Source organism: Salinivibrio sp. YCSC6 (assembly GCF_004916735.1).
In the GTDB taxonomy this organism is placed as follows: domain Bacteria; phylum Pseudomonadota; class Gammaproteobacteria; order Enterobacterales; family Vibrionaceae; genus Salinivibrio; species Salinivibrio proteolyticus.
The window spans coordinates 591,639-614,456 of sequence record NZ_CP039516.1 but is presented as its reverse complement, the minus strand read 5'-3'; the positions used below and the strand labels follow the sequence as shown (position 1 = coordinate 614,456).

The following is a 22,818-nucleotide window of genomic DNA, read 5'->3' as shown; positions in this document are numbered from 1 at the left end:
GTGATAACTTTATGATTATCAGCCAGTTAATCGAAGCAGCAAGATGCGTTGATCATAAACCGACTCACTGGCGTGATAATAATCCAACGATTCTATTTCACTGGATGAGGTTTTATTGCAGAGGAATATGCTAATCACTTTGCTATTAACCGAGATAAAACTCCAAATAGCAGATGAGCGCTAGCTAGTCAGTCCGATTGAGTAATGCCGCCACCAGATCCGCCAATTTATTAAAGGTATCAATGCGACTCGATGATGGACGCCACACCATACCGATTTCACGATACGCGGCGCGTCCGGGGGGAATTTCTAGATGCACGTCGAGATTATCGATTAAGCCATGATCAATCGCCATTTGCGGAATAAATGTGACGCCATTGCCGTTGGCGACCATCTGGATCAAGGTATGTAAGCTGGTCGCCATAAACGGGTTAATCTTCTGTGAGGCCGTCATTTGGCAGGCAGATACCGCATGGTCCGTGAGGCAGTGTTCGCGCTCGAGCAAAAACACCGACTCATCGGGCAAGGCATCGTAATCCACCGGCAGCGTTAATTGCGCGGCTTGCTTGCGGCTCATCACCATCTTGAAAGGATCACGGCCAACAATGCGGCTGGTCATGGCGCCGATATCCATCGGTAAGGCCAAAATCAGCACATCCATTTCGCCGTGTTTGAGCGCGGTAAGCAAGTTCGCGGTGGTATCTTCTCGTAACAAGAGATCTAAATTGGGATAGCGCTGGTTAACCTGCTGGACGACGTCGGAGAGTAAAAACGGAGCGATAGTCGGAATACAGCCTAAACGGACTTTGCCATGCATAGGATCAGACTGAACGTGGGTGAGCTCCATTAAATCTTGGCTTCGGGCAAGAATTTCGCGGCTGCGGCGTACCACTTCCTCTCCCATGCCAGTCAGCACCAAGGTTTTATTGTCTCTTTCAATGAGCTGGGCACCAATCAACTCTTCTAGGTTTTGGATCCCGGCACTGAGGGTCGATTGGCTAACAAAACACAGTTTCGCCGCCTCGCCAAAATGGCGAGTTTCTGACAAGGTAACCAGATAGTGTAGCTGCTTAAGTGATGGATATTTGTTCATTCTGTCAAACTTTATACAATCGTTTTTTTCGATTATAACAATCTATTAATTCCACTTTTTTCAATGTAGCAAGTCAGCTATAGTTTGTCTCGCTTATATAGGAACCTGATCTTCAGGCAAACTTTTTAATTAGGAGCTGAGTTATGGTACTCGTAGGTCGTCAAGCACCAGATTTTACTGCCGCAGCCGTTCTAGGTAATGGCGAAATCGTTGAAAACTTCAACCTTAAAGAGTTCACCAAAGGCAAAAAAGCTGTTGTCTTTTTCTACCCACTCGACTTCACTTTCGTGTGCCCATCAGAGCTGATTGCATTCGATAAGCGTTTCCAAGACTTCCAAGCGAAGGGCGTTGAGGTTATCGGTGTGTCAATCGACTCTCAGTTCTCACACAACGCATGGCGTAAAACTGCCATCGAAGACGGTGGTATCGGTGCGGTTAAATACCCACTGGTTGCAGACGTTAAACACGAAATCTGCAAAGCGTACGACGTAGAGCATCCAGAAGCAGGTGTTGCTTTCCGTGGTTCTTTCCTCATCGATGAGGAAGGCGTTGTACGTCACCAAGTCGTGAACGATCTGCCACTTGGCCGTAACATCGACGAGATGCTGCGCATGGTTGACGCACTGAGCTTCCACCAGAAGAACGGTGAAGTATGCCCAGCACAGTGGGAAGAAGGTAAAGCAGGTATGAAAGACTCACCAGAAGGTGTTGCTGCATACCTGTCTGAGCACTCTGCTGACCTGTAATTATTAACGGTCAAAAGGTGACGTGCCCTACGCACTGGACAATGTGAGATAATAATGAGGCCCGGTTAAACCGGGCCCTTTTTGTATCTATTCCTCATGACACCTGACTTGGGTTGTCACGCTTCCCTTTCCTTTCTACCGCTTCTACTAGGTAATTCCCCTGCCTGCTGTCACAATACAGCCTTTATTATTGACACTGTGTTGCTCACTAAGGGGTGGTATGTCTGTCTTGGTCGAAGTTTGTATTGATAGTATTGGCTCTTTAAAGGTGGCAGAGCGCGCTGGCGCTGACCGCATCGAGCTGTGTAGTGCACTGCGCCTTGGTGGACTCACGGCCAGTTACGGCTATATGCAACTTGCCGTCCAACAAGCGAATATTCCCATTTATGCCATTATCCGGCCACGTGAGGGAGACTTTTTATACAGCAGTGACGAAGCAGAAGTCATGCTCAAGGATATTGCGATGGCACGCCAAGCTGGATGTGCGGGCGTGGTGATCGGCGCACTGACAGCCCAAGGACAGCTCGACTTGCCACTTATCGATGACATGTTGGCAGAAGCCAAAGGCATGGGCGTGACGTTTCATCGCGCGTTTGACCACTGCGCCGATCCTGAATCAGCACTGGAAGCGCTTTTAGCGCGTCCTGCGATTGAGCGGGTACTTACTTCGGGCCAAGCCAGCAGCGCAGAGCAAGGTAAAGAGGCATTGAAACGCTGGGTAGAAATGACCCGACAGGCTGCTTTACAGATCATGCCTGGCGCGGGTGTCACGCCTGATAATGCTGCGGCGATCCTCTCCCACTGCGGCGCGCGTGAAATTCATTTATCTGCCCGTATGGATCAACCCAGTGCCATGCAACACCGCGCAGTAGCCACCATGGGCGAAGGTGATGATGCCTGTTACCCAATGACCAATCCCGCCATTATCCGGCAAATAAAAGCCCTTTCCGCACACTTGTAAGGGCGTGCAACAGGTCATGGCACAACATTGAACTGTGACTGACTCGGATATTTTGATGCGCGAGCGCCGTCCTCGAGGCGGTAGCGTTGCATCGTAAAGGCGAGTTTTCTACCGTAAAAGCACAATGGTGTGAAAAGGAGTTTCCCTTGTCGGATAAAACATCGAGTAAAATCAGCAAAAAGCACTACGAAAAGAAACTGACGGAGCTACAAACCGAGCTAGTCAAACTGCAAGAGTGGGTCAAGCAAGAGCGCCTCAAAGTGGTGGTGTTATTCGAAGGGCGAGACGCCGCGGGCAAAGGTGGCGTGATCAAACGTATTACCGAAAAACTCAACCCACGTGTATGTCGCGTCGTCGCGCTAGATAAGCCCACCGAGCGCGAGCGTACCCAATGGTATTTCCAACGTTATGTTGAGCACCTGCCTGCCGGTGGTGAAATCGTTCTGTTTGACCGCAGCTGGTACAACCGGGCGGGGGTTGAGCGAGTGATGGGATTTTGCTCCGACGAAGAATACGAAGAGTTTCTACGTACCTGTCCCGAGTTTGAACGCATGTTAATGCGTGCTGGCATCATCTTGATTAAATATTGGTTTTCAGTTTCTGACGACGAGCAAGAAAAACGCTTTGCCGAACGTATTAGCACCCCTATTAAGCGCTGGAAGTTCAGCCCAATGGACTTAGAGTCTCGCAGCCGCTGGGTGCAATATAGCGAGGCCAAAGATCGTATGTTTGCTTACACAGACACCAAAGACAGTCCGTGGTGGGTGGTCGAAGCGGACAATAAAAAGCACGCACGGCTCAATTGCATTGCGCACTTGTTATCGCAGATCCCGTATCAAGAAATCACCTACCCCGAGGTCGAGCTACCTGAAATCAATAAAGAAGGCTATGTACGCATGCCACTTGAAGAGCAAAGTTTTGTGCCCGATCAAGTCAGTGAGTGGCTCAATAATGAGCCAGACGATTAACCCTTATTTAAGCAGTTTTTCCAGCTCTTCTTTTTGAATATGGCGAACATCTTTTCCTTTCACAAAGTAAATGATGTATTCGCAAATATTCTGACAGCGGTCGCCAACACGCTCAATGGCGCGTGCTGACCACATCACTTTCAGCACGTTAGGAATTGAGCGTGGGTCTTCCATCATGTAGGTCATCAGTTGACGCAAGATCCCTTCGTATTCACGATCTAAGGAGTCATCTTTGCGATACACCCGCATCGCCGCCTCAATATCCATACGGGCAAACGCATCCAGCACCTCGTGCAGCATCTTCGCCGCACGTTGTCCTAGCGCTTCCAATGAGACGAGAAAAGGCTGCTGAGAGTGACTGGAATTATCCAATGCCATTTTCGCGATGCTGTCCGCCACATCACCAATACGCTCAAGATCGGTAATAGTTTTGATGATAGCCATCACCAGTCGCAAGTCACTGGCGGTCGGCTGACGTTTGGCAATAATTCGCGTGCACGCCTCATCGATCGCTACTTCCATGCCATTGACTTTGTGATCTTCACGAATAACATGACGCGCCAGATCGACATCTTGGTTATGCATGGCACGTAGTGCATCGGTCAGTTGGCGTTCGACCAATCCCCCCATGGTTAAAACATGGGTTCTAATGGCTTCAAGCTCGGCATTAAACTGCCCTGAAATGTGGCGACTGATATTATGGTTGTCCAAGGCCTGCTCCTTATCCGTAGCGACCAGTTATATAGTCTTCAGTTTGTTTATTTTTCGGCGTCGTAAACAAGGTGTCCGTGTCCGCGTATTCCACCAAACGCCCCATATTGATAAATGCGGTTTGATCCGAGACACGCGCGGCTTGTTGCATATTATGGGTGACGATCACCACGGTGTATTGGCTTTTCAAATCATTAATCAACTCTTCAATCGTCAACGTTGAAATCGGATCCAACGCTGATGAGGGTTCATCGAGCAACAATACCTCTGGTTCAATCGCGATCGCACGGGCGATAACCAAACGCTGCTGCTGACCGCCTGACAAGCCAAATGCATTATCGTTGAGTCTGTCTTTTACCTCATTCCACAAAGCTGCCCCTCGCAGTGCTCGCTCTACCGCATCATCGAGCACCCGTGGATCATTGATACCCTGCAGGCGTAACCCGAACACCACATTTTCATAAACAGATTTAGGAAAAGGGTTGGGCCGCTGAAACACCATACCAACTTGGCGGCGTAATGCGGGCACATCAACGTCGCGATCGTAAATATTTTGCCCATGCAGAGTCACTTCCCCGCGGACACGACAGCCATCAACCAGATCATTCATCCGATTAATACAGCGTAGCAAGGTCGACTTACCACAGCCGGACGGGCCGATAAACGCCGTGACCTTTCCCTTTGGGATCCGCATATTAATATCAAACAAGGCTTGTGTTTGCTGATAGTACAAATTGAGATGACGGATCGACAGCGCGGTTTGCTCTTCAGGCAAATTTGCCAAATCTAGCTCGGGCGTCAGGCCAATTCGGGAGTTTATCGAAAACATAGGTTGTCGAGCCTCATCATTATTGTTCCAAATCGCGATACTTTTCACGCAAGTAATGGCGGATCCCGATAGCGGCAAGGTTTAACGCCACAATCACAGACACCAGTAAAAACGAGGTGGCGTATACCAGAGGGCGTGCCGATTCAATATGGGTACTCTGAAAGCCAAGATCATAAATATGATATCCCAGATGCATGAACTTACGTTCGAGGTGCAAAAAGGGGAAGTTACCATCCACCGGCAAAGCTGGTGCCACTTTCACTACCCCCACCAACATCAAAGGCGCAACCTCACCGGCTGCGCGCGCAACGGCGAGGATCAGCCCAGTCATCATCGCCGGACTTGCCATCGGCAGCACAACTCGCCACAGTGTCTCGGCTTGGGTGGCACCTAATGCAAACGCACCATGACGAACACTGGTCGGGATGCGTGCCAACCCTTCCTCTGTCGACACAATGACCACGGGCAGCGTCAAAATCGCCAATGTTAACGCTGACCACAGGACGCCCGGCGTTCCAAAGACAGGGGCAGGTTGAGCGGCTTGATAAAAGAGCTCATCAATCGAACCACCAATGAAATAGACAAAAAAGCCCAAACCAAAGACGCCATAAACGATCGAAGGTACCCCGGCCAAATTAACGACCGCAATCCTAATCATCCGTGTAAACGCGGTTTTTGGCGCATATTCATGAAGGTACACCGCGGCAATCACCCCAAGCGGCGTTACAATCACTGCCATCAACAGCACCAAAAACACGGTGCCAAAAATGGCCGGGAACACACCGCCAGAAGCATTACCATCTCGTGGTGGCTCTGAGACAAACGCACCAATTTGATGGCCCCAAAAGAGCAGCTTCTCAACCCCGCTCATTGCGTTGGGGTACCATACCGCCAAGACGTTACGAAGTGGCAATAGCACTTCTTCATGATGGCTATCTTTGACCACCAACATGGCATCATCTTGGTGATGGCGTAAGCTTTCCAGCTTCTTCTCGAGCTGGGAATATTGGTCCAATAGCTGCGCGCGCTGCTCTGCGATATGGGCTGGGGGCTCTCGATTTGCCGTATGGGCCAAGGCCCAGCGTTTTTCCTCTAGACGCAGCTGTTCCAGTTGATAATTGACACTGGCTAGGTGGACGCGTTCAATGTCATCAATCACATCACGTCGCGCGGACAAGGCGTCAAGGCGCGCTTCAAGATCTGCCTCATCTAAACGATGGCGCTTACCTTTCTCATCTACCAACGCAACAGGCCACCCATAGAAAACCCCATTCTCGACCCGCTCTATCATGGCTAATGATGCCGGTGTAAATTGGCTGCGAATGTTAAACGCCAACAACTGCCGGAAGTCCACTCCCTCACGCTCGCGATTACCGATTTTGACCACTAAACGAGCATAATCTGGGGTAGCATCTTCCGGTAATGTGATGCCTGCATCTTGCAGTTGCGTCGCGTCGACACGGTCCGTTTGGTAAATCTGCCCAATCACCGTTTCTTGGCCTTCGGGTGTATTGAGCGTGAACTGGGTGATGGGCGTAGGCCAAAAATAGCCCAACCCGCGCGCACCAATAAGAAGCAATACACCAAGGATCGCAATCAAGCTGACACTGACCATGCCTGCGGTTATCCACACCCAAGGGGTTCCTGATTTCATCCATGCGCGCATAAGAGCTCTCATCCCCACCTATAAGTTACTGTACTTGTCGCGCAAGCGTTGGCGTACGAGTTCAGCTAGGGTGTTAAACACAAAGGTAAATACAAACAGAATAAATGCGGTTAAAAATAACACGCGATAATGGGAACTCCCCACTTCAGACTCGGGCATTTCAACCGCAATATTGGCGGACAAAGTGCGCAACCCCTCTAACAGATTCCAATCCATGATGGGCGTATTCCCGGTCGCCATCAGTACAATCATGGTTTCACCCACCGCTCGTCCTAGTCCCATCATCACCGCCGAAAAAATGCCAGGGCTTGCGGTGAGTAATACCACACGTGTCAATGTCTGCCAGTGAGTGGCCCCTAGGGCCAACGCGCCACTTTTTAAATGCGGTGGTACAGAGAAAATGGCATCTTCCGCAATCGAGAAAATGGTTGGCACTACCGCAAAGCCCATCGCAATACCGACTACCAGTGCGTTACGCTGGTCATAGCCTATCCCTAATTCATGGGTGATAAAGCGACGCGCATCGCCGCCAAACCATAGGTGTTCTAACCAAGGACCTAATTGCCAAGCCACCAAGGCAATCAGTAACAGGGCCGGAATGATCACCAAGATTTGTGCGTTGTCCGGTAAGCGGCGGCGTACATAGCGCGGGATCATTCGCCAAATCATGCTAAGACCCAGCAAACAAAGTGGCACCATCAGCAACAGTAAAAATACCGTGGGCAGGTGTTGCTCAACCCAAGGGGCTAACCAGAGCCCGGCTAAAAAGCCGATAATCACGGTTGGCAGTGCCTCAATGGTTTCGACCGTCGGCTTCACGACTTTACGTAACCCCGAAGACATAAAATAGGCAGTATAAATCGCCGCACCAATCGCCATCGGGACGGCAAATACAAGCGCAAAGAGTGCCACTTTCAGGGTGCCAAAAATCACCGGGACCACGCTTAATTTAGCTTCAAACGTGTCATCTGCTGAAGTGGATTGCCACACATATTGGGGCTCTGCGTACCCTTCGTACCAGACCTTCTCCCAAAGTGAGTGAACACTAACTTCTGGGTGTGGATTATCGACAGCAAACCATTGCCATACACCATCGGTGGCGGTAATCAGTGCCTGTGCACGAGGAGAAAATGCCATTGCTTGCGGCAAGGTATCGAGCATGGCCGCAAAATAACGTTGCTTTTCGCTGGTCGCATGCAGCAAGCTCAGCCCCCCTTGCTCATCCGCAACCGCAATACTTTTACGGTGCAGCTCCGGTGAGGCCACAAACTTCCCTTTAGCTGGCTGAAATAACCGTACTTCGGTCAGCGATGGCTGGCCACTTTTCACCACATCAAACCACTGACTCAAGCCGCCATCTTGATGGTGTAACATTAACGAACGCCCACCTGCGAGCAAGGTCATCGCCTGAACCGGACTCTCCACCACATTGGCAAGATTAATGGTTTCACGCACGGCCATCTGTTGCCCGTGAATTCGCCACACCGTCAGTGTGCTGCCTTGGCGAACAAAGAGGCGCTGTCCGTCAGGCGAGAGCGCCATATTATCAACCGGCTCACTCAGCGAGTACCGTTCAATCCGTCCACTGCGATAAAGCACCAACTCCTGTTTGTGTGTCACCGCCACCAAAACAGGGGCTATATTTTCGCCGTGTAAACTGTCTGGCACAGCGAGCGCTAATTGGCGTAGCGCCGACGAGTCCAGTATCACAGGTAAAGGAAATGCCGCCATACGGCGCAGCTTGGGTAATACCGAGGTACTATCGCCATACTCAGCGCGAAAACGTAGCTGCCAAACGCCTACTTGCCCCGGTTTGATTTCTACAGCCATAAAGGGCGCCGTGGCAGGGACTGTTGCCATCGCAGGACGGGGAATATCTGATAAGTTGCGCGCCAACATCACAGTTGCCACTTGGTCGACCTGTAAAGGACGACGGGCTACGGTTAAGGTGCCACTGTCATCAAGCGCATAAACCAGCTGCTCACGATTGTCAGCGCCAATAAAGTGCGGCGTAGCTGGTGTTGGCACACTAAAACGGCCGGTCGGCGTCATACTCGCTTGATGAAAAAGCGGTAACACGACGGTCAGCAAATAAAAGAACAAGAGCAGTAAAGTGACCAATACCATCACGCCACCAAGACGTACTGTATGCCGTGTAAACGTGTCTTTTAAACGTCTTACTCGATTGGCATCTTTGAGTGATGGTGAAGTGTGGGTCATTCGTGCCTCTTGTTTTAGATCAAGCCCTTAATTGTATGTCATTACAATGACATTTTTATGACACCCCTACTCTGAACAGGGATACCACCGAGGGCTGTACGCAATAAAAATGAAACAAACGGGCTTTAGGCTGGCGCAGGTTGATATTGGGCACAGTTTAGCGACTTTACTGCAAAGCAGCATAGACAACACCTTGACCGGCCTCAATAATTGACCCGACAATCGCCGTAAGGATCACGCATGAAACATTTTGTTATCACACTGATGGGTCCCGATCGCGCTGGGCTGGTTGATCAAATCTCACAGACTATTTTTATGCATCACGGAAGCTGGCAAGCCAGCCGCCTTAGCCAACTCGCCGGACAATTCGCAGGGCTCATCCATCTATCTGTGTCTGATACTCATGCGGATGCGCTCGTCCATGCGCTTCGCGAATTGGATGGCTTACAGCTGCTGATCACCGACGCTAAGCCCGTCGCTCCTAACCCAACCACACATACCTTGTCGGTTACGGGCAACGATCGTCGCGGCATTGTTCAAACACTCAGCCAATTACTGGCGGCTCACGGTATCACTATTAATAAACTCAATGCGCAAACACAAAGCGCAGCCAATACCGGTGGGCAAATATTTACTGCTGATTTTTATCTGGATATTCCGCCGGATGCGGATGTCTCCATGTTACACGAAGCCCTTGAAGCACTGTCCGACGATTTGATCGTCGAATTTGACAGTAATTTCACCCAGTAGAACAGGATTTTCTCACGCTTTATGACATTAGATACTTACCACGTCGACAAAGAATTAAGTTGGCTATCTTTTAACGAACGCGTCCTCCAAGAAGCCGCCGATAAGAGCGTCCCCATTATCGAACGTGTTCGTTTTTTGGGGATTTTCTCCTCCAACCTTGATGAGTTTTATCAAGTGCGTTTCGCGGACGTTAAACGCCGTATCATCATTGACGAAGAGCGTGGGGTCGACAGTCATGCCAAAGAGCTTTTAAGTAAAATTCAAGCGAAAGTCGTCAAGCTAAACCAAGATTTCGACCACCTCTACAACGATATCTTACTGGAGATGGCGCGCCGCAATATCTTTCTGGTCAACGAACGTCAGCTCACCGATAACCAATCTCAATGGCTAAAGCGCTATTTTCGCAGCAATATTCTGCCCTACATTACGCCTATTATGCTGACCAAAGACGTCGATGTATTGAGCTTTCTGAAAGATGCCTACTCGTACCTCGCCGTGCAGCTTAAAAAAGAAGGGGAAGAACCCAAGTATGCGCTGATTGAGATCCCAACAGATGATCTTGACCGTTTTATTAAGGTGCCTGAGCCCAAGGGGAAACGACAGCGCAAAACCATCATCTTGCTCGATAACATCATTCGCCTATGTCTCGACCAAATTTTCAGCGGCTTCTTCGACTACGACACGATCGATGCTTATGCCATGAAAATGACCCGAGATGCAGAGTACGATCTCACCAATGAGGTGGAGCACAGCCTACTCGAAAATATGTCGGAAAGCTTGGACCAACGCCTCACCGCCCTCCCGGTGCGTTTTGTATACCAACGGGATATGCCGCCGGAAATGGTGAGTAAACTAATCCAAGTGCTGAAGATTTCTGATTATGACAGCGTCCTACCCGGTGCGCGTTATCATAATTTTCGCGACTTTATCGGCTTTCCTAACGTCGGGCGAAAATATCTGGAAAACCCGCCACTGCCGCCATTCGAATCGGCCGATTTTCAATTACATAACAATGCTTTTGACGCGATTCGTGAGCGCGACATCCTGCTTTACTATCCGTACCACACCTTCCGTCATATGACAGAGCTGGTCCGTCAGGCTTCTTTTGATCCGTCCGTGCGCAGCATTCGCATTAACGTGTACCGAGTGGCAAAGAACTCGCGGATCATTAACTCCATGATTGATGCAGCCAATAACGGCAAGCGTGTGACCGTGGTAGTCGAGCTACAAGCCCGTTTTGATGAAGAAGCCAATATCGAATGGTCGCGCGTGCTCACCGATGCTGGCGTCAAGGTCGTATTTGGTACCCCAGGGCTTAAAATTCACTCCAAGCTTTGCCTGATCTCACGCCGAGAAAATGGCGAATTACGTGATTATGGCCACATTGGCACCGGTAACTTCCACGAAAAAACGGCCCGTATTTATACCGACTTTGCACTCTTTACCGCCGATCAGCAGATCACGTCTGAAATTCGTAAGGTCTTCGAGTTTATCGAAAACCCTTATCGTCCGGTCAAGTTCAATCATTTGATCGTGTCACCACGTAACTCTCGACGCCGCATTCAAAAGCTGATTGAGCGCGAAATCGAACACGCGAAAGCCAAGCGTAAGGCCGGGATCACCTTAAAAGTGAACAACCTTGTCGATAAAAGCTTGGTAAACCTGCTTTACCGAGCCAGTAGCGAAGGGGTAAAAATCCGCATGATTGTGCGCGGTATGTGCTCTTTAGTGCCGGGCGTGAAAGGCGTGAGTCAAAATATCAAGGCAATCAGTATCGTTGATCGGTTTTTAGAACACCCACGTGTATTTGCGTTTGAAAATGGCGGTGAGCGTGATGTCTATATCTCTTCCGCCGACTGGATGACCCGCAATATCGATAACCGTATCGAGGTCGGGGCACCCATCCGCGATCCGCGTTTAAAAGATCGCATCATGGACATCCTTGAGATCCAATTTTCCGATCGGACCAAGGCGCGTATCATCGACAAGGAGATGTCGAATACCTATGTTAAACGAGGGAACAAGAAAAAAATTCGATCGCAAATCGAAACTTACGATTTCCTCAAGCAGTTGGAGAGACAGGAACTCAAACACGCGGAAAAGTTGCAGCATGACACACCCCCAAGCAAGTAATGATAAGCCGCGAGAGATTGCGGCCGTCGATCTTGGCTCTAATAGCTTTCATATGGTGGTTGCCCGCGTGGTCGGGCAAGGCCTACAAATTATCAGTCGCCACAAGCAGCGGGTGCGATTAGCCGCAGGGCTGGATAAAAAGCAGCGCCTAAGCGACGAAGCGATACAACGTGGTGTCGACTGTTTAGCCATGTTTGCCGAACGCCTTAATGGCATTGAGATAGACAACGTACGGATCGCAGCAACCCATACGTTACGCCAAGCCAAAAACGCACATGAATTTATTGAACGGGCGAATCAAGTCTTCCCTTACCCGATTGAAATTATTGCGGGTGAAGAAGAAGCACGCCTGATTTATCTGGGGGTCTCTCACACTCAGCAAAATCTGGGTCGCCGTTTAGTGATTGATATCGGTGGTGGCTCAACCGAGCTTGTGATTGGTGAAGACTTTCAGCCCCTGCTCGTCAATAGCAAACGTATGGGATGTGTCAGCTATAACGAACGCTTTTTCCCACAAGGCGCGCTGAGTGAAAAGCAATTTCTCGCAGCCCAAACGGCTACCCAACAAAAATTGGAAAGCCTGGCGAGTCAATATCGCAAAGCAGGATGGCAAGTCGCGTTAGGCGCATCGGGCACCATTAAAGCCATTCGCGAGGTGGTGATTGGGCTGGGCGATGAGGATGGCATTATCACGCGCAAGCGCTTGGATAATGTGATTGAAAAGCTATTAAAGTTCAAACACAGTGACAGCATCGATTTACCGGGATTGACCGAAGACAGGCAGCCGGTCTTTGCCGCTGGGGTGGCGATTTTATCCGGTGTTCTCGACGCGCTCAAAATTGATGAATTGCGCTTCTCAGATGGTGCTCTGCGTGAAGGCTTGCTGTATGAGATGGAAGAGCGCTTCCAACGCACCGACATCCGTGGCCGAACCACAGATGATATGGCTGCACGCTACAATGTCGACCTTGATCATGCTCGGCGGGTGCAACAGACAGCCGCCCACTTCTATGCACAAGCCGAGCCCGAACAAGGCAGTAAAAAAACGGAATTGGCTGGCTTACTCAATTGGGCTGCTTTATTGCACGAAGTGGGGTTAAGCATTGGATATCCGGGCTATCACAAACATTCGGCGTATATTCTCAGCAATACTAACCTACCCGGGTTTAACCAAGAGCAACAAACCGTCTTGGCAACCCTCGCGCGCTTTCATCGTAAAGCGTTAAAGCTGGGAGAAATGCCCAAATTCACCTTGTTTAAACCCAAACTGATCGAAACGCTCATCTGCGCACTGCGGCTCGCCTGTGTGTTGCACTCACAGCGCAATGACGAAGCTCTCCCCGATATTACGGTGACTATCAATAAAAACGGCGGTTGGCAGCTGCAGTTTCCCAAAGGCTGGCTGGGTGATAATCGCTTACTTGCGGCCGACCTGACCGCAGAGCAAGACTACTGGCAAGCGGCCGGCTGGTCGCTTCGTTTTAGCGACTAATTCAATCCAAGTGCGTGGCGCTGCGCATGCACCACTTGCGCCGGGAGGGGAATATACCCTTCTCGGCTTACTTCCTTTTGCCCTTGAGCAGAGAGGATATACCCCATAAACGCGGCCTCAAGCGGAGCTAGGGGCGCGTTGGGTGCTTTATTGATATAGAGGTATAAATACCGTGTTAGTGGGTAATCACCGTCGCGAATTGACTGCTGAGTCGGCAGAACAGCGGGCTTGCCGGGATGACCGACGGCGAGCATTTTCGCCCCCGACGCTTGGTGACCCATCCCCGCGTATCCGATCGCATTTAATGAGGAGGCCACGGACTGCACCACAGATGCCGATCCCGGTTGCTCGTTGACGTTGGCGCGAAAGTCACCACGACACAATGCCGCCTGTTTAAAGTAGCCATAGGTGCCGGATACCGAGTTACGCCCAAACAATTGTAGATCGCGATGTTGCCAACGCCCCGTAAGCCCTAACTGCCCCCAGCGGGTAATAGGCTCACTCGCCCCACACCAGAGCGTTCGCGAAAAGATAGCATCTAGCTGATTGAAGTTAATTCTCTGTAGCGGGTTATCTTGGTGGACATAAACCGCCATGGCATCAATCGCTACCGGCACAGCGGTGGGTGGATAACCGAATCGAGCTTGGAACGCATTTTCTTCACTGACCCGCATCGGACGGCTCATTGGGCCAAGTTGTGCTGTACCTTCCACCAGCGCGGGGGCCGCCGAGGCAGAGCCGGGGGTTTGCAGCTGGACATTTACGCCCGGGTACAAACGCTTAAACCCGTCGGACCACGCCGCCATCATGTTGCCTAAGGTATCCGAACCTACGGAGTTTAGGTTCCCCGAAACGCCGCTGATACGCTGATATTCCGGCAGCATTGACTGGGTCGTATGGCTCTGGGCCAGTGCAGTCCAAAGCAGGCTGACACAGAGTATGCCCCACCTTAACATGCCAATCGCTCCGGCAGCGTAAATGCAAAGGTACTGCCCATCCCTACCTCACTTTGGATCTCGAGCTCCGCATCATGATGGCTCAGGGCGTGCTTGACGATTGCTAAACCCAGACCGCTGCCACCGGTTTCACGAGAGCGCGCCTTATCGACACGATAAAAGCGTTCGGTTAAGCGATCGATGTGTTGCGGAGGAATGCCTTCGCCACTATCCGTGACTTCTAAACGCGGACCTTTGTCGGTGCGATACCATTTGACGGAAATCGCCGCCTGCGCTGGGGTATGCTTCACCGCGTTATAGACTAAATTGGAAATCGCGCTGCGGAGTTGGTCGTCATTGCCTTTTACTTTTAGGCTCTTATCAACATCAAACGTCAGCACATGCTCACGATCACCACTCAAGGTTTGCGCCTCTTTTTGCAAAACATCCAGCATGGCTGGCACATCAACATCGTGATCTAATTCTGGTTTTGCGGCCGCCTCAATTTTCGATAACGTCAGGAGCTGCTCAACCAGTGATTCCATGCGCGATAGCTGTTCAGTCATAACACCATGCGCTTTCGGCCACATTGGTCCTATCACCATGTCAGGATCTTCTGTCATCTCGAGATATCCGCGCAACACCGTCATTGGTGTACGCAGTTCATGTGAGACATTGGCGAAGAAGTTGCGTCGCATTCCTTCCAGCTGTTTGAGTTGGGTGATATCACGCACCACCATCAAGAACTCTCCCTCGGCATAGGGCATGGTACGAAATTCTAAGGTGCGCGCACTGTTGATGTGGGAGCGCATTTCTAACGGTATATCGTAATTTGCCTCGGCGATGTAGCTGACAAACTCAGGCGCTCGAATAAGATTACTGATATGTTGGCCATTATCATCTGGCATTCGCAAGCCAAGGAGTTCTTGTGCCAGCTTGTTACACCACACAATCGAGCCATCACTTTCAAAGACTACCACCGCATCAGGCAAGGATTCGGCCCCGTTGCGGAAACGACGGATCAGGTTTGCTAACTCTTTGCGACGGCGGCGATTACGTTTTTGAAGCCGATAAATGCCATTAAACAATGGCTCCCAAGAGCCTGTGCCTGAAGGCGGGGTCAGGCTTTTATCTTTCCATAGCCAGTCGGACAGTTTGATTTGTTGATGCAGATGCCAAAGCAACATGGCAACCGTTGCACCCAATAGCAACCAAGGCAGGCCACCGAACAGCCAGCCAATAATAAACCAAGGCAAATAAAAAAAAGCCAGCTCCCAAGCTAGCTTCTTCCAAGACAGTCGTTCGACCATTTACTCTCCATCCACCCCAACGTATGTGGAGCGCTTTCTATCTTTTTAGTTGCGTGTCGAGAAGCGATATCCTGCGCCACGTACGGTTTGCACTAACTTATCATGGCCGCCCGCTTCAAGCGCTTTGCGCAAACGCCGGATATGCACATCAACGGTACGATCTTCAACATACACATTGGTACCCCAAACGTTATTCAAAAGCTGCTCACGGCTGTAGACACGCTCTTGGTGCGTCATAAAAAAGTGCAACATTTTAAATTCGGTTGGCCCCATATCGAGCGGTTCATCATTGGCTGTCACACGGTGCGAGACAGGGTCTAACTTGAGGCCTTGTACATCAATCACATCGTCCAGTGTGGTCGGTGATACGCGACGCATCACCGCTTTTAAGCGTGCCATGAGCTCTTTCGGTGAAAAAGGTTTGGTAATGTAATCATCCGCGCCAACTTCTAGGCCTCGGACTTTATCTTCCTCTTCCCCACGCGCGGTCAGCATCACTACAGGAATTTGTCGGGTCAGTTCATCGCGCTTAAGGTGCTTGATCAAGTTAATCCCCGATCCGCCCGGTAACATCCAATCCATGAGGATCATTTCCGGATAAGGCTCGCAAATTTGCGCCAGCGCCGAGTCGTAGTCTTCGGCCTCTACCGTTTGGTAGCCTTTTTGCTCCAGCACAAAGCACAGCATCTCTCGGATCGGCGCTTCGTCCTCAACAACTAGAATCCTTCTAACCATGATAATTACCTAGTGTTATCATTTAACTGGCGCCATTATGTGGATTTATTATGACATTTTTGTGACCCAGCGCGAGCAAATTCCCCACCCTTTGTGCATGCTGTGACCTAGCCAACACCTTGCTGTGTGACCAGCACGCGACTTGCACCTCCGCCCTGACTGTCTACGCGAACTTGGGCGCCAATCCGCTCGACCAACGTACTCACATGAGAGATCACACCAATTTGGCGTCCATCCGCCTGCAGGGTATCGAGACACGACAGCGCCATCTCTAAGCTGTCAGGGTCCAAGGTGCCAAAGCCTTCATCGATAAACAGCGATCCTAACTGACGGGTATCTGCCGCTAATGAGGCGAGCGCCAGTGCCAGCGACAAAGAAACCAAGAAACTCTCTCCTCCAGAGAGGGATTCCACGCTGCGCACTTCATCTCCCATATCATGATCCACCACCTGCAATGCTAACAAACTGTCGGGTACGGTTTGCAGCGCGTAGCGAGGGGAGAGCGAAGCAAGGTGCTCGTTGGCAATCTCCACCAGCTGGGCGAGTGTGAGTGATTGGGCAAGGTTACGAAATTTGGCACCGCTGGCCGAGCCAATTAAGTCGGCCAGTTTTAGCCATTGTTCCGTTTTGCTGCGCTGGGTATCAATTTTGTCCGTTAAACTCCCCGCTTGCTGACGTGCCTGCTCGGCTTGCGTCAGCCGATGACGAATATCGAACACACGCTGCTCAGCCTGCTCTTGCGCGTGTTGCCACTCGGCTTGCTGCGTCTCCAAGACTGTCTTGTCATCTGTCAGCGCTTGTTCATCAAACCACGCTTTGGCGGTCGCAATGGCCTGATGACAATGATTTAGCTGCTGTTCACGTTCTTCAAAGCGTGTTTTTGCTTCCTGATAGCGCGCCTCAATCTGGTTTAAAGCTTGGCGTTCATCCGCCCGCCAAGCCTCGCTCAATGATAAATGCGCCATCAAAGTATACTGACTCATTCCCAGCGCAGGTTGCCACTGGATCCAACGCCTAACGGCGGTACGATAGTGCTGATTAGCATCTTGCCGTTGCTGCTGCAAAGTTTGCTGACGGGCTTGCAAGCCGGCGCGTTGTTCACTGGCTTGCGTATACGCCTTTTCCGCCTCAGCTCGACGCTGGCGCTGCGCGTCTATGCGTGATTTGTACTCAGTTTCTAAGCTCGCAAGATCCTGATCCCCCACCAGCGCTTGTCGCGCCGCCATACGCTGCTGATGTTGTTGGGCCAAGTTCACCAACTGCGTCTGACGTGACTGAATGGCATCTGACAAGCTCTGACACTGCTGTGTGAGCGTGGCAAGCTCGGTGTCGGTACGCTGCTTTTCTTCCGCCATCCCCTCACGCTCCGCTTGCAAAGCGCGGTATTGCTGGATTTTTTGCTCCATTTGCCGAATGTAACGTGCGGAGCCAACTTGTTGTAAGCTGGCCTGCCATTGGCCTTTGCCTAGCTGTTTATCGAGTGCTTCGCAGCGACTATCACGCTGAGCTTGTTGCTGGTGCCATTGTTCGTCAATGGCGCTAAGGCGTGTTTCACATTCGGTTAGCGCTTGGTCTAAGTGATGACGACGGGCAACAAGCTGCTCTCGAGCTTGTTGCAACTCACTGAGTGCCGCATCAATCTGCTGAATATGGGCAAGCTGTTGCTGACGTTCGGTCATGCCTTGATAACAGGCCACATAGTCCGCTTGCGTCTGTTGGGCACGAGCTTCAATATCGATGAGCACATCACGCAGTGGCGTCTGACTGTCGATGTCACTATCCAATTCAGCGATGGCAACACGCAGCCCTTTTTCGTATTGATCACGCTCCGCCTGCCATACTTGTCCCTGCTCTCGCAACTCAGCACATGCATGCTCACTTTGCTGGTGTTGCTTTTGCCAGTAGTAATATTCTGCTTGGCTTTGATTGAGTGTCGCTTGCAGCTCAGCAAGACGCGTTTGCTGCTGATCAATCAAGCTTTCCACTACAGGCGCATGGTGTAAGTAAGGATGCTCAGTCGCCCCACAAAGCGGACAAGGGTCTCCCTCGTTAAGCGCCTGACGCAAGTCTTCCAACTCCATCACGGCCATCGCTTGCTGCAAACTGTGACGCGCTTCGTCAACCTGAGCTTGTTGGCGCGTTACCGTGTCTTTCAAACGCGTTAGGTGGGTTTGGCTATCGCGGAAAATGGCATCAAATTTTTCGAACTCCAACTGATTATGTTGGCAGCGCTCGTCCCAGTATTGCCAGTTATGTGCTTCATTTAAAACCGCCTCTTGTAGACGACGGGTAGACTGCAATTGGCTATAGCGCGATTGTTCGGCTTCTTGCTCCGCGATCAGGCGATCGGGTTCTGCAGCCGCTCGTTTTGTTTTTAACTGGTCACTGCTGGCATCCACTTGCGCAATATCCTGCTCAAGCTTATCGCGCTGAGGGCGCCATTGCTGGGCTTGCTGCTGTCGCTGTCTATGCTCATCACTCAGTGCGGCTAGCGCATCTTGGCAATCAAGAAACTGCTTGAGGTTGTCAAACACCGGCTGATAGTGCTCAGCCACGTGACCGAAATCGCCAAACGCTGCCAGTTGCTCAGCAATGATCGTTTCACGATGCACCAAATGCTGTGCATGGGCACGGGTTTGTTCAAGGGTCTGTTGCGCTTGACGCCATTTTTGCTGTTCTTCATTGAGGGTGATGTTTTGCTCACGCATTTGCTCATCAAGACTGGCTAATTGGGTCTCGATTTGCTGAGCCTCACGCACCTTCGGCTCTATATCAGCCCACGCTTGCTCGGCATCGGTCAATGCGCGATTGGCTTCTCGCCAACGATCCGCTTGTCGCTCATAGTCGGCGGCAACAGCCTGTTCATCTCGGGCTAGTGCAGCTAGATCTTTCCCCAAGGATAGGGACTGCCACTGGTAACGCTGCAGCGCATTGAGATCCTCTCGCGCCGCTTGGGCACGTTCAATCTGTGCCAATGTCTCTCGGCGCGCTTCCACACCCGCTTTTTCTTGTTCCGCCTCATCCAGTGCCACTTGCGCGTCATCAAGTGCTTGTTGCGCCTGCGCTAAGTGGGTATGTTGCTGGCGGTAGTCGTTCAGCATTTTGAGTTGGTGTTGATGATGTTTGACCGCCTGTTGGCATTGGGCTTGTTCATCTACCAATTGCTGCTCTTCATCTTCGCTAAGGAGCTGAATGTCACCGAGCTGTTGCATGAGCTGATCCAGTGCTTGTTTTTCATCACGGGCACGCTCATGGGCCATTTGGGATAAACGGCTGTAAATTTCGGTGCCAGTCATTCGCTCCAGCAGTGCTGCGCGATCATCTGCTGACGCTTTCAAAAAAGCCGCAAAATCCCCTTGGGGGAGCATCACCGCACGACGAAACTGCTCGTAGCTGAGCCCGACCAGACGCTCAATTTCACTGAGCACTTCCTGTTTCTTTCCTGCAAAACGTTGGCCGGTGGTGAGGTTTTCGAGCCAATGCTCACTGGCTTGGATCCGGCCATCGGCTTTGCCTCGCGCGCGACGTACCGACCAATGGGCACGCCAGCGACTGCCGTCATGGGCAAAGAAGTCAACTTCTGCGTAACCTTCACCTTTTCCTCGCGACAAAATACTGCGCACATCGTTGGCTTTAACTCGGGTTGCAGGATCGCCGAGACCAATATCCGCATCATTCTTTTTGTTGGCTTGAAAGCGCGGGATTTTGTCGTATAGCGCAAGACAGATAGCATCTAACAACGTGGATTTACCAGCCCCCGTTTTGCCAGTGATCGCAAACAAACCGCTATCACCCAAAGGGCCCTTCGAAAAGTCCAACTCAAACGGGTGTTGAATACTGGCCAGGTTCTCGCCACGTAATGCCAGAATTTTCATCGTTTATTGGTCCTCATCCTGTTCCAGTTGTTCAAGCAAATGTGAAAAAGTCGCTGCGATAGCCGGATCCGGCTCACCTTGATATTTTTGCTGCCAGCCGTGACGGAAAACTTGAAACGGCTCGACATCAGACAAGCGCTGCTCACGAAATTGGCGCTCGTGGGTGCGGTCACGATAGTGCGGCGTTATCTTCGCCAAACGGATAGGCTGCCCCTCTAGCGCCGCGAGGATCTTCTCACGCAACATCGGTTGCGGGGCATCCAATAGAACAGGCACTTCCAATAACGGCTGCATATCCAGCGATAGTGAGGAAAGGGTCAGCGCCTGCAGCGCTTCTATCACTTCATCAAGCGGAGCAGGCTTGTCTGGCACACGCAGTAAGTCGACCTTTCGCGGTACTTCAAGAGAGCGAATATCGGCAAGCTGCTCCCCCTCTAACGTGACAGCGAGCACTTGATGACGATAGTGTCGCTCTGAAAGAGACAGTGGGATCGGCGAACCACAATAGCGAATTCGCTCTTGCTTCGCGACCCGCTGGGCAAGGTGCAAATGTCCTAGTGCCACATAGGCAACATCCTTGGCAAAAATATCAGCCGGCAGCGCATGCTGGTTGCCCCCGAGAATGCGTCGCTCAGACATTTCTGATAGCTGCCCACTCGCCATATAAACATGCCCCATCGCAATCAGCGCTTGGCTCCCCGTGCATTTGGCGCGCGCCGCTTGTTCAGTTTGCTGATAAATCTGTCGCACCCCTTCGATGAGACGATCATCGTCTTCCCCCAATCCTTCCGTGCGTAAATCACTGCTACGTAAAAAAGGCACTGCCATCACCCAAGCGGCGGTTTGCCCCTCTTTGTCCGTCACCGGTACCATCATACGCTCGGTATCTAAACTACCATCGCTGTGCCGTGAGATAGCACCAATTAAGTGTAAATCAAAGGCTTTGAGTAGCTCGTGTGGCGCATCGAGTTTGCTAGGTGAGTCATGGTTCCCACCGGTAATAATCACATTCAGTTGGGGCAATGCCTTAGCCACATCCGCTAAGAAGCGGTATAGCATACGCCAAGCGCTGGCAGGCGGATTGGCACTATCGAAGATGTCTCCGGCAACCAACAAGGCATCCGCCTCTTCATCTATCAATTGCTGCTGTAGCCAATCAAGAAACGCTTGGTGCTCTTGCTGACGATCATAGCCATGCAATTGGTGGCCAAGGTGCCAATCTGAGGTATGAATGATTTTTAACACTGCTGGGGTTATCCGTTGGTTGAAAAAAGACGAGGTCATAGACACACGCCAATGTCGCGAGCCGGGTAAAATTCTACGCTAATTGCAGCGACATTCGAGGATGAATGCAATACCATGTTGGCTTTCTCACAACTGGATGGATAAAGCCTCGCCATGATTTGGTTTAAGAACTTACTCGTCTACCGCCTCACCCGTGACATTCCTCTCGATCCCGAACAGCTCGAAAGCCAACTCAAAGAGTTCGACTTTACCCCTTGCGGCAGCCAGGACATGCAGAAGTTTGGCTGGGATAAAGCATTGGGTAAGCACGGCGACATGCTGACCCATGTCAGCGGTGGCAATATTTTGATCCGGGCACGCAAAGAAGAAAAGCTGCTCCCTGCCTCGGTGATCAAAGATGCGCTAGAAGAAAAAGTTGATGCCATGGAGCAAGCCCAAGGCCAACGTTTGAAAAAACGTGAGAAAGACAGCCTAAAAGATGATGTTGTCATGGAGTTGCTCCCGCGCGCTTTTACCCGCCAAAGCCAGATGTGCGCCCTTCTCATGCCGGCAAAAGGGCTGGTTCTGGTCGATGCGGCCAGTATTAAGAAAGCCGAAGAGCTACTTGCCTTACTCCGTAAATCCATCGGTAGCTTACCGGTAGTGCCCGTCGAAACCCAAACACCGGTGGAACACGCCATGACAGAATGGGTGAAACAAGGCAGCGCGCCTCAGGGCTTCCACCTTGGTGATGAGGCTGAACTCAAAGCATTACTTGAAGAAGGTGGGGTGATTAAATGCAAACAGCAAGATCTCACCAGTGAAGAAATTCACGCTCACCTCGATGCCGACAAACAAGTCACCAAACTCGCCATGGACTGGCAAGAACAAATCCATTTTGTGTTGGGCGATGATCTCAGCCTTAAGCGCCTGAAGTTTTCAGAAGAGTTACGCGATCAAAACGCGGATATCGACCGCGAAGATATCGCAGCCCGACTGGATGCTGACTTGTCGTTGATGTGCGGTGAGCTCGATGTATTACTTGATGGATTATTCACGACCCTCGGCGGTTTACAGACCGACTAGTCGCCCGAGTGAGCCTTTGCATACTGATGCAACAGGCTTAATCCACACAAAGACTAGGTAATTCCTGCTGGTAGTGTGGGTACT

Annotated in this window: 17 protein-coding genes; 7 read left to right on the top strand and 10 right to left on the bottom strand. The window is 51.1% G+C overall.

All coding sequences use genetic code 11. The features are described from left to right. Positions 1-184: 184 nt before the first annotated feature. On the bottom strand, positions 185-1,093 hold the full coding sequence (locus E8E00_RS02660) for a hydrogen peroxide-inducible genes activator (RefSeq protein ID WP_069590616.1): 909 nt from the start codon (positions 1,091-1,093) through the stop codon (positions 185-187). A gap of 143 nt (positions 1,094-1,236) precedes the next feature. On the opposite strand from E8E00_RS02660, the gene E8E00_RS02655 reads away from it, so the two are divergent. The 3 genes from E8E00_RS02655 (at position 1,237) to ppk2 (ending at position 3,768) form a co-directional block, all read left to right on the top strand. Continuing rightward, on the top strand, positions 1,237-1,839 hold the full coding sequence (locus E8E00_RS02655; protein ID WP_069590615.1) for a peroxiredoxin C: 603 nt from the start codon (positions 1,237-1,239) through the stop codon (positions 1,837-1,839). 220 nt (positions 1,840-2,059) lie between these two features. Further along, positions 2,060-2,800, top strand: a complete 741-nt coding sequence (locus E8E00_RS02650; protein ID WP_096629663.1) for a copper homeostasis protein CutC — start codon at positions 2,060-2,062, stop codon at positions 2,798-2,800. A gap of 146 nt (positions 2,801-2,946) precedes the next feature. Next, on the top strand, positions 2,947-3,768 hold the full coding sequence (gene ppk2 / locus E8E00_RS02645) for a polyphosphate kinase 2 (protein ID WP_077456425.1): 822 nt from the start codon (positions 2,947-2,949) through the stop codon (positions 3,766-3,768). Between the two features lie 3 nt (positions 3,769-3,771). Here ppk2 and phoU read toward each other — a convergent pair whose 3' ends face one another. From phoU to E8E00_RS02625, 4 genes are read right to left on the bottom strand one after another with little or no spacing between them, the layout of a single operon-like run. Then, positions 3,772-4,479 (bottom strand): phosphate signaling complex protein PhoU, encoded by a 708-nt coding sequence (phoU, locus tag E8E00_RS02640; RefSeq protein ID WP_069590609.1) that lies wholly within the window; start codon positions 4,477-4,479, stop codon positions 3,772-3,774. A 10-nt stretch (positions 4,480-4,489) separates the two neighbouring features. After that, positions 4,490-5,308 carry a phosphate ABC transporter ATP-binding protein PstB gene (pstB, locus tag E8E00_RS02635; RefSeq protein WP_077639624.1) on the bottom strand — a complete coding sequence of 273 codons (819 nt, stop codon included), beginning with the start codon at positions 5,306-5,308 and terminating at the stop codon, positions 4,490-4,492. A 19-nt stretch (positions 5,309-5,327) separates the two neighbouring features. Next, on the bottom strand, positions 5,328-6,974 hold the full coding sequence (gene pstA / locus E8E00_RS02630; RefSeq protein WP_096629665.1) for a phosphate ABC transporter permease PstA: 1,647 nt from the start codon (positions 6,972-6,974) through the stop codon (positions 5,328-5,330). Positions 6,975-6,992: 18 nt separating this feature from the next. Then, positions 6,993-9,194 carry an ABC transporter permease subunit gene (locus tag E8E00_RS02625; RefSeq protein ID WP_096629668.1) on the bottom strand — a complete coding sequence of 734 codons (2,202 nt, stop codon included), beginning with the start codon at positions 9,192-9,194 and terminating at the stop codon, positions 6,993-6,995. 240 nt (positions 9,195-9,434) lie between these two features. Here E8E00_RS02625 and E8E00_RS02620 point away from each other — a divergent pair, with 240 nt between their 5' ends. From E8E00_RS02620 to ppx, 3 genes are read left to right on the top strand one after another with little or no spacing between them, the layout of a single operon-like run. After that, a complete protein-coding gene (locus E8E00_RS02620; protein WP_096629670.1) occupies positions 9,435-9,944 on the top strand; it encodes a glycine cleavage system protein R in 510 nt (169 codons plus the stop codon). A 21-nt stretch (positions 9,945-9,965) separates the two neighbouring features. Then, entirely contained in the window at positions 9,966-12,077 is a 2,112-nt protein-coding gene (gene ppk1 / locus E8E00_RS02615; RefSeq protein ID WP_077456415.1) for a polyphosphate kinase 1, read from the top strand. Further along, complete coding sequence (gene ppx / locus E8E00_RS02610) at positions 12,055-13,569, top strand: exopolyphosphatase (RefSeq protein WP_096629672.1); 1,515 nt, start codon at positions 12,055-12,057, stop codon at positions 13,567-13,569. The genes ppk1 and ppx overlap by 23 nt, the downstream gene beginning before the upstream one ends. On the opposite strand, the gene E8E00_RS02605 is transcribed toward ppx, so the two are convergent. From E8E00_RS02605 to E8E00_RS02585, 5 genes are all read right to left on the bottom strand, one after another. Next, on the bottom strand, positions 13,566-14,525 hold the full coding sequence (locus tag E8E00_RS02605) for a PstS family phosphate ABC transporter substrate-binding protein (RefSeq protein ID WP_096629675.1): 960 nt from the start codon (positions 14,523-14,525) through the stop codon (positions 13,566-13,568). The genes ppx and E8E00_RS02605 overlap by 4 nt on opposite strands. Then, a complete protein-coding gene (phoR, locus tag E8E00_RS02600) occupies positions 14,519-15,814 on the bottom strand; it encodes a phosphate regulon sensor histidine kinase PhoR (RefSeq protein ID WP_096629678.1) in 1,296 nt (431 codons plus the stop codon). Before phoR ends, E8E00_RS02605 begins: the two co-directional genes overlap by 7 nt. Before the next feature lie 45 nt (positions 15,815-15,859). Further along, complete coding sequence (gene phoB / locus E8E00_RS02595) at positions 15,860-16,549, bottom strand: phosphate regulon transcriptional regulator PhoB (protein ID WP_069590589.1); 690 nt, start codon at positions 16,547-16,549, stop codon at positions 15,860-15,862. Between the two features lie 107 nt (positions 16,550-16,656). Further along, positions 16,657-20,424, bottom strand: a complete 3,768-nt coding sequence (locus E8E00_RS02590; protein ID WP_096629680.1) for an AAA family ATPase — start codon at positions 20,422-20,424, stop codon at positions 16,657-16,659. 3 nt (positions 20,425-20,427) lie between these two features. Continuing rightward, positions 20,428-21,708 (bottom strand): exonuclease SbcCD subunit D C-terminal domain-containing protein, encoded by a 1,281-nt coding sequence (locus E8E00_RS02585; protein ID WP_069590585.1) that lies wholly within the window; start codon positions 21,706-21,708, stop codon positions 20,428-20,430. Positions 21,709-21,825: 117 nt separating this feature from the next. On the opposite strand from E8E00_RS02585, the gene rdgC reads away from it, so the two are divergent. Continuing rightward, complete coding sequence (gene rdgC, locus E8E00_RS02580) at positions 21,826-22,734, top strand: recombination-associated protein RdgC (RefSeq protein ID WP_198536719.1); 909 nt, start codon at positions 21,826-21,828, stop codon at positions 22,732-22,734. Positions 22,735-22,818 lie beyond the last annotated feature (84 nt).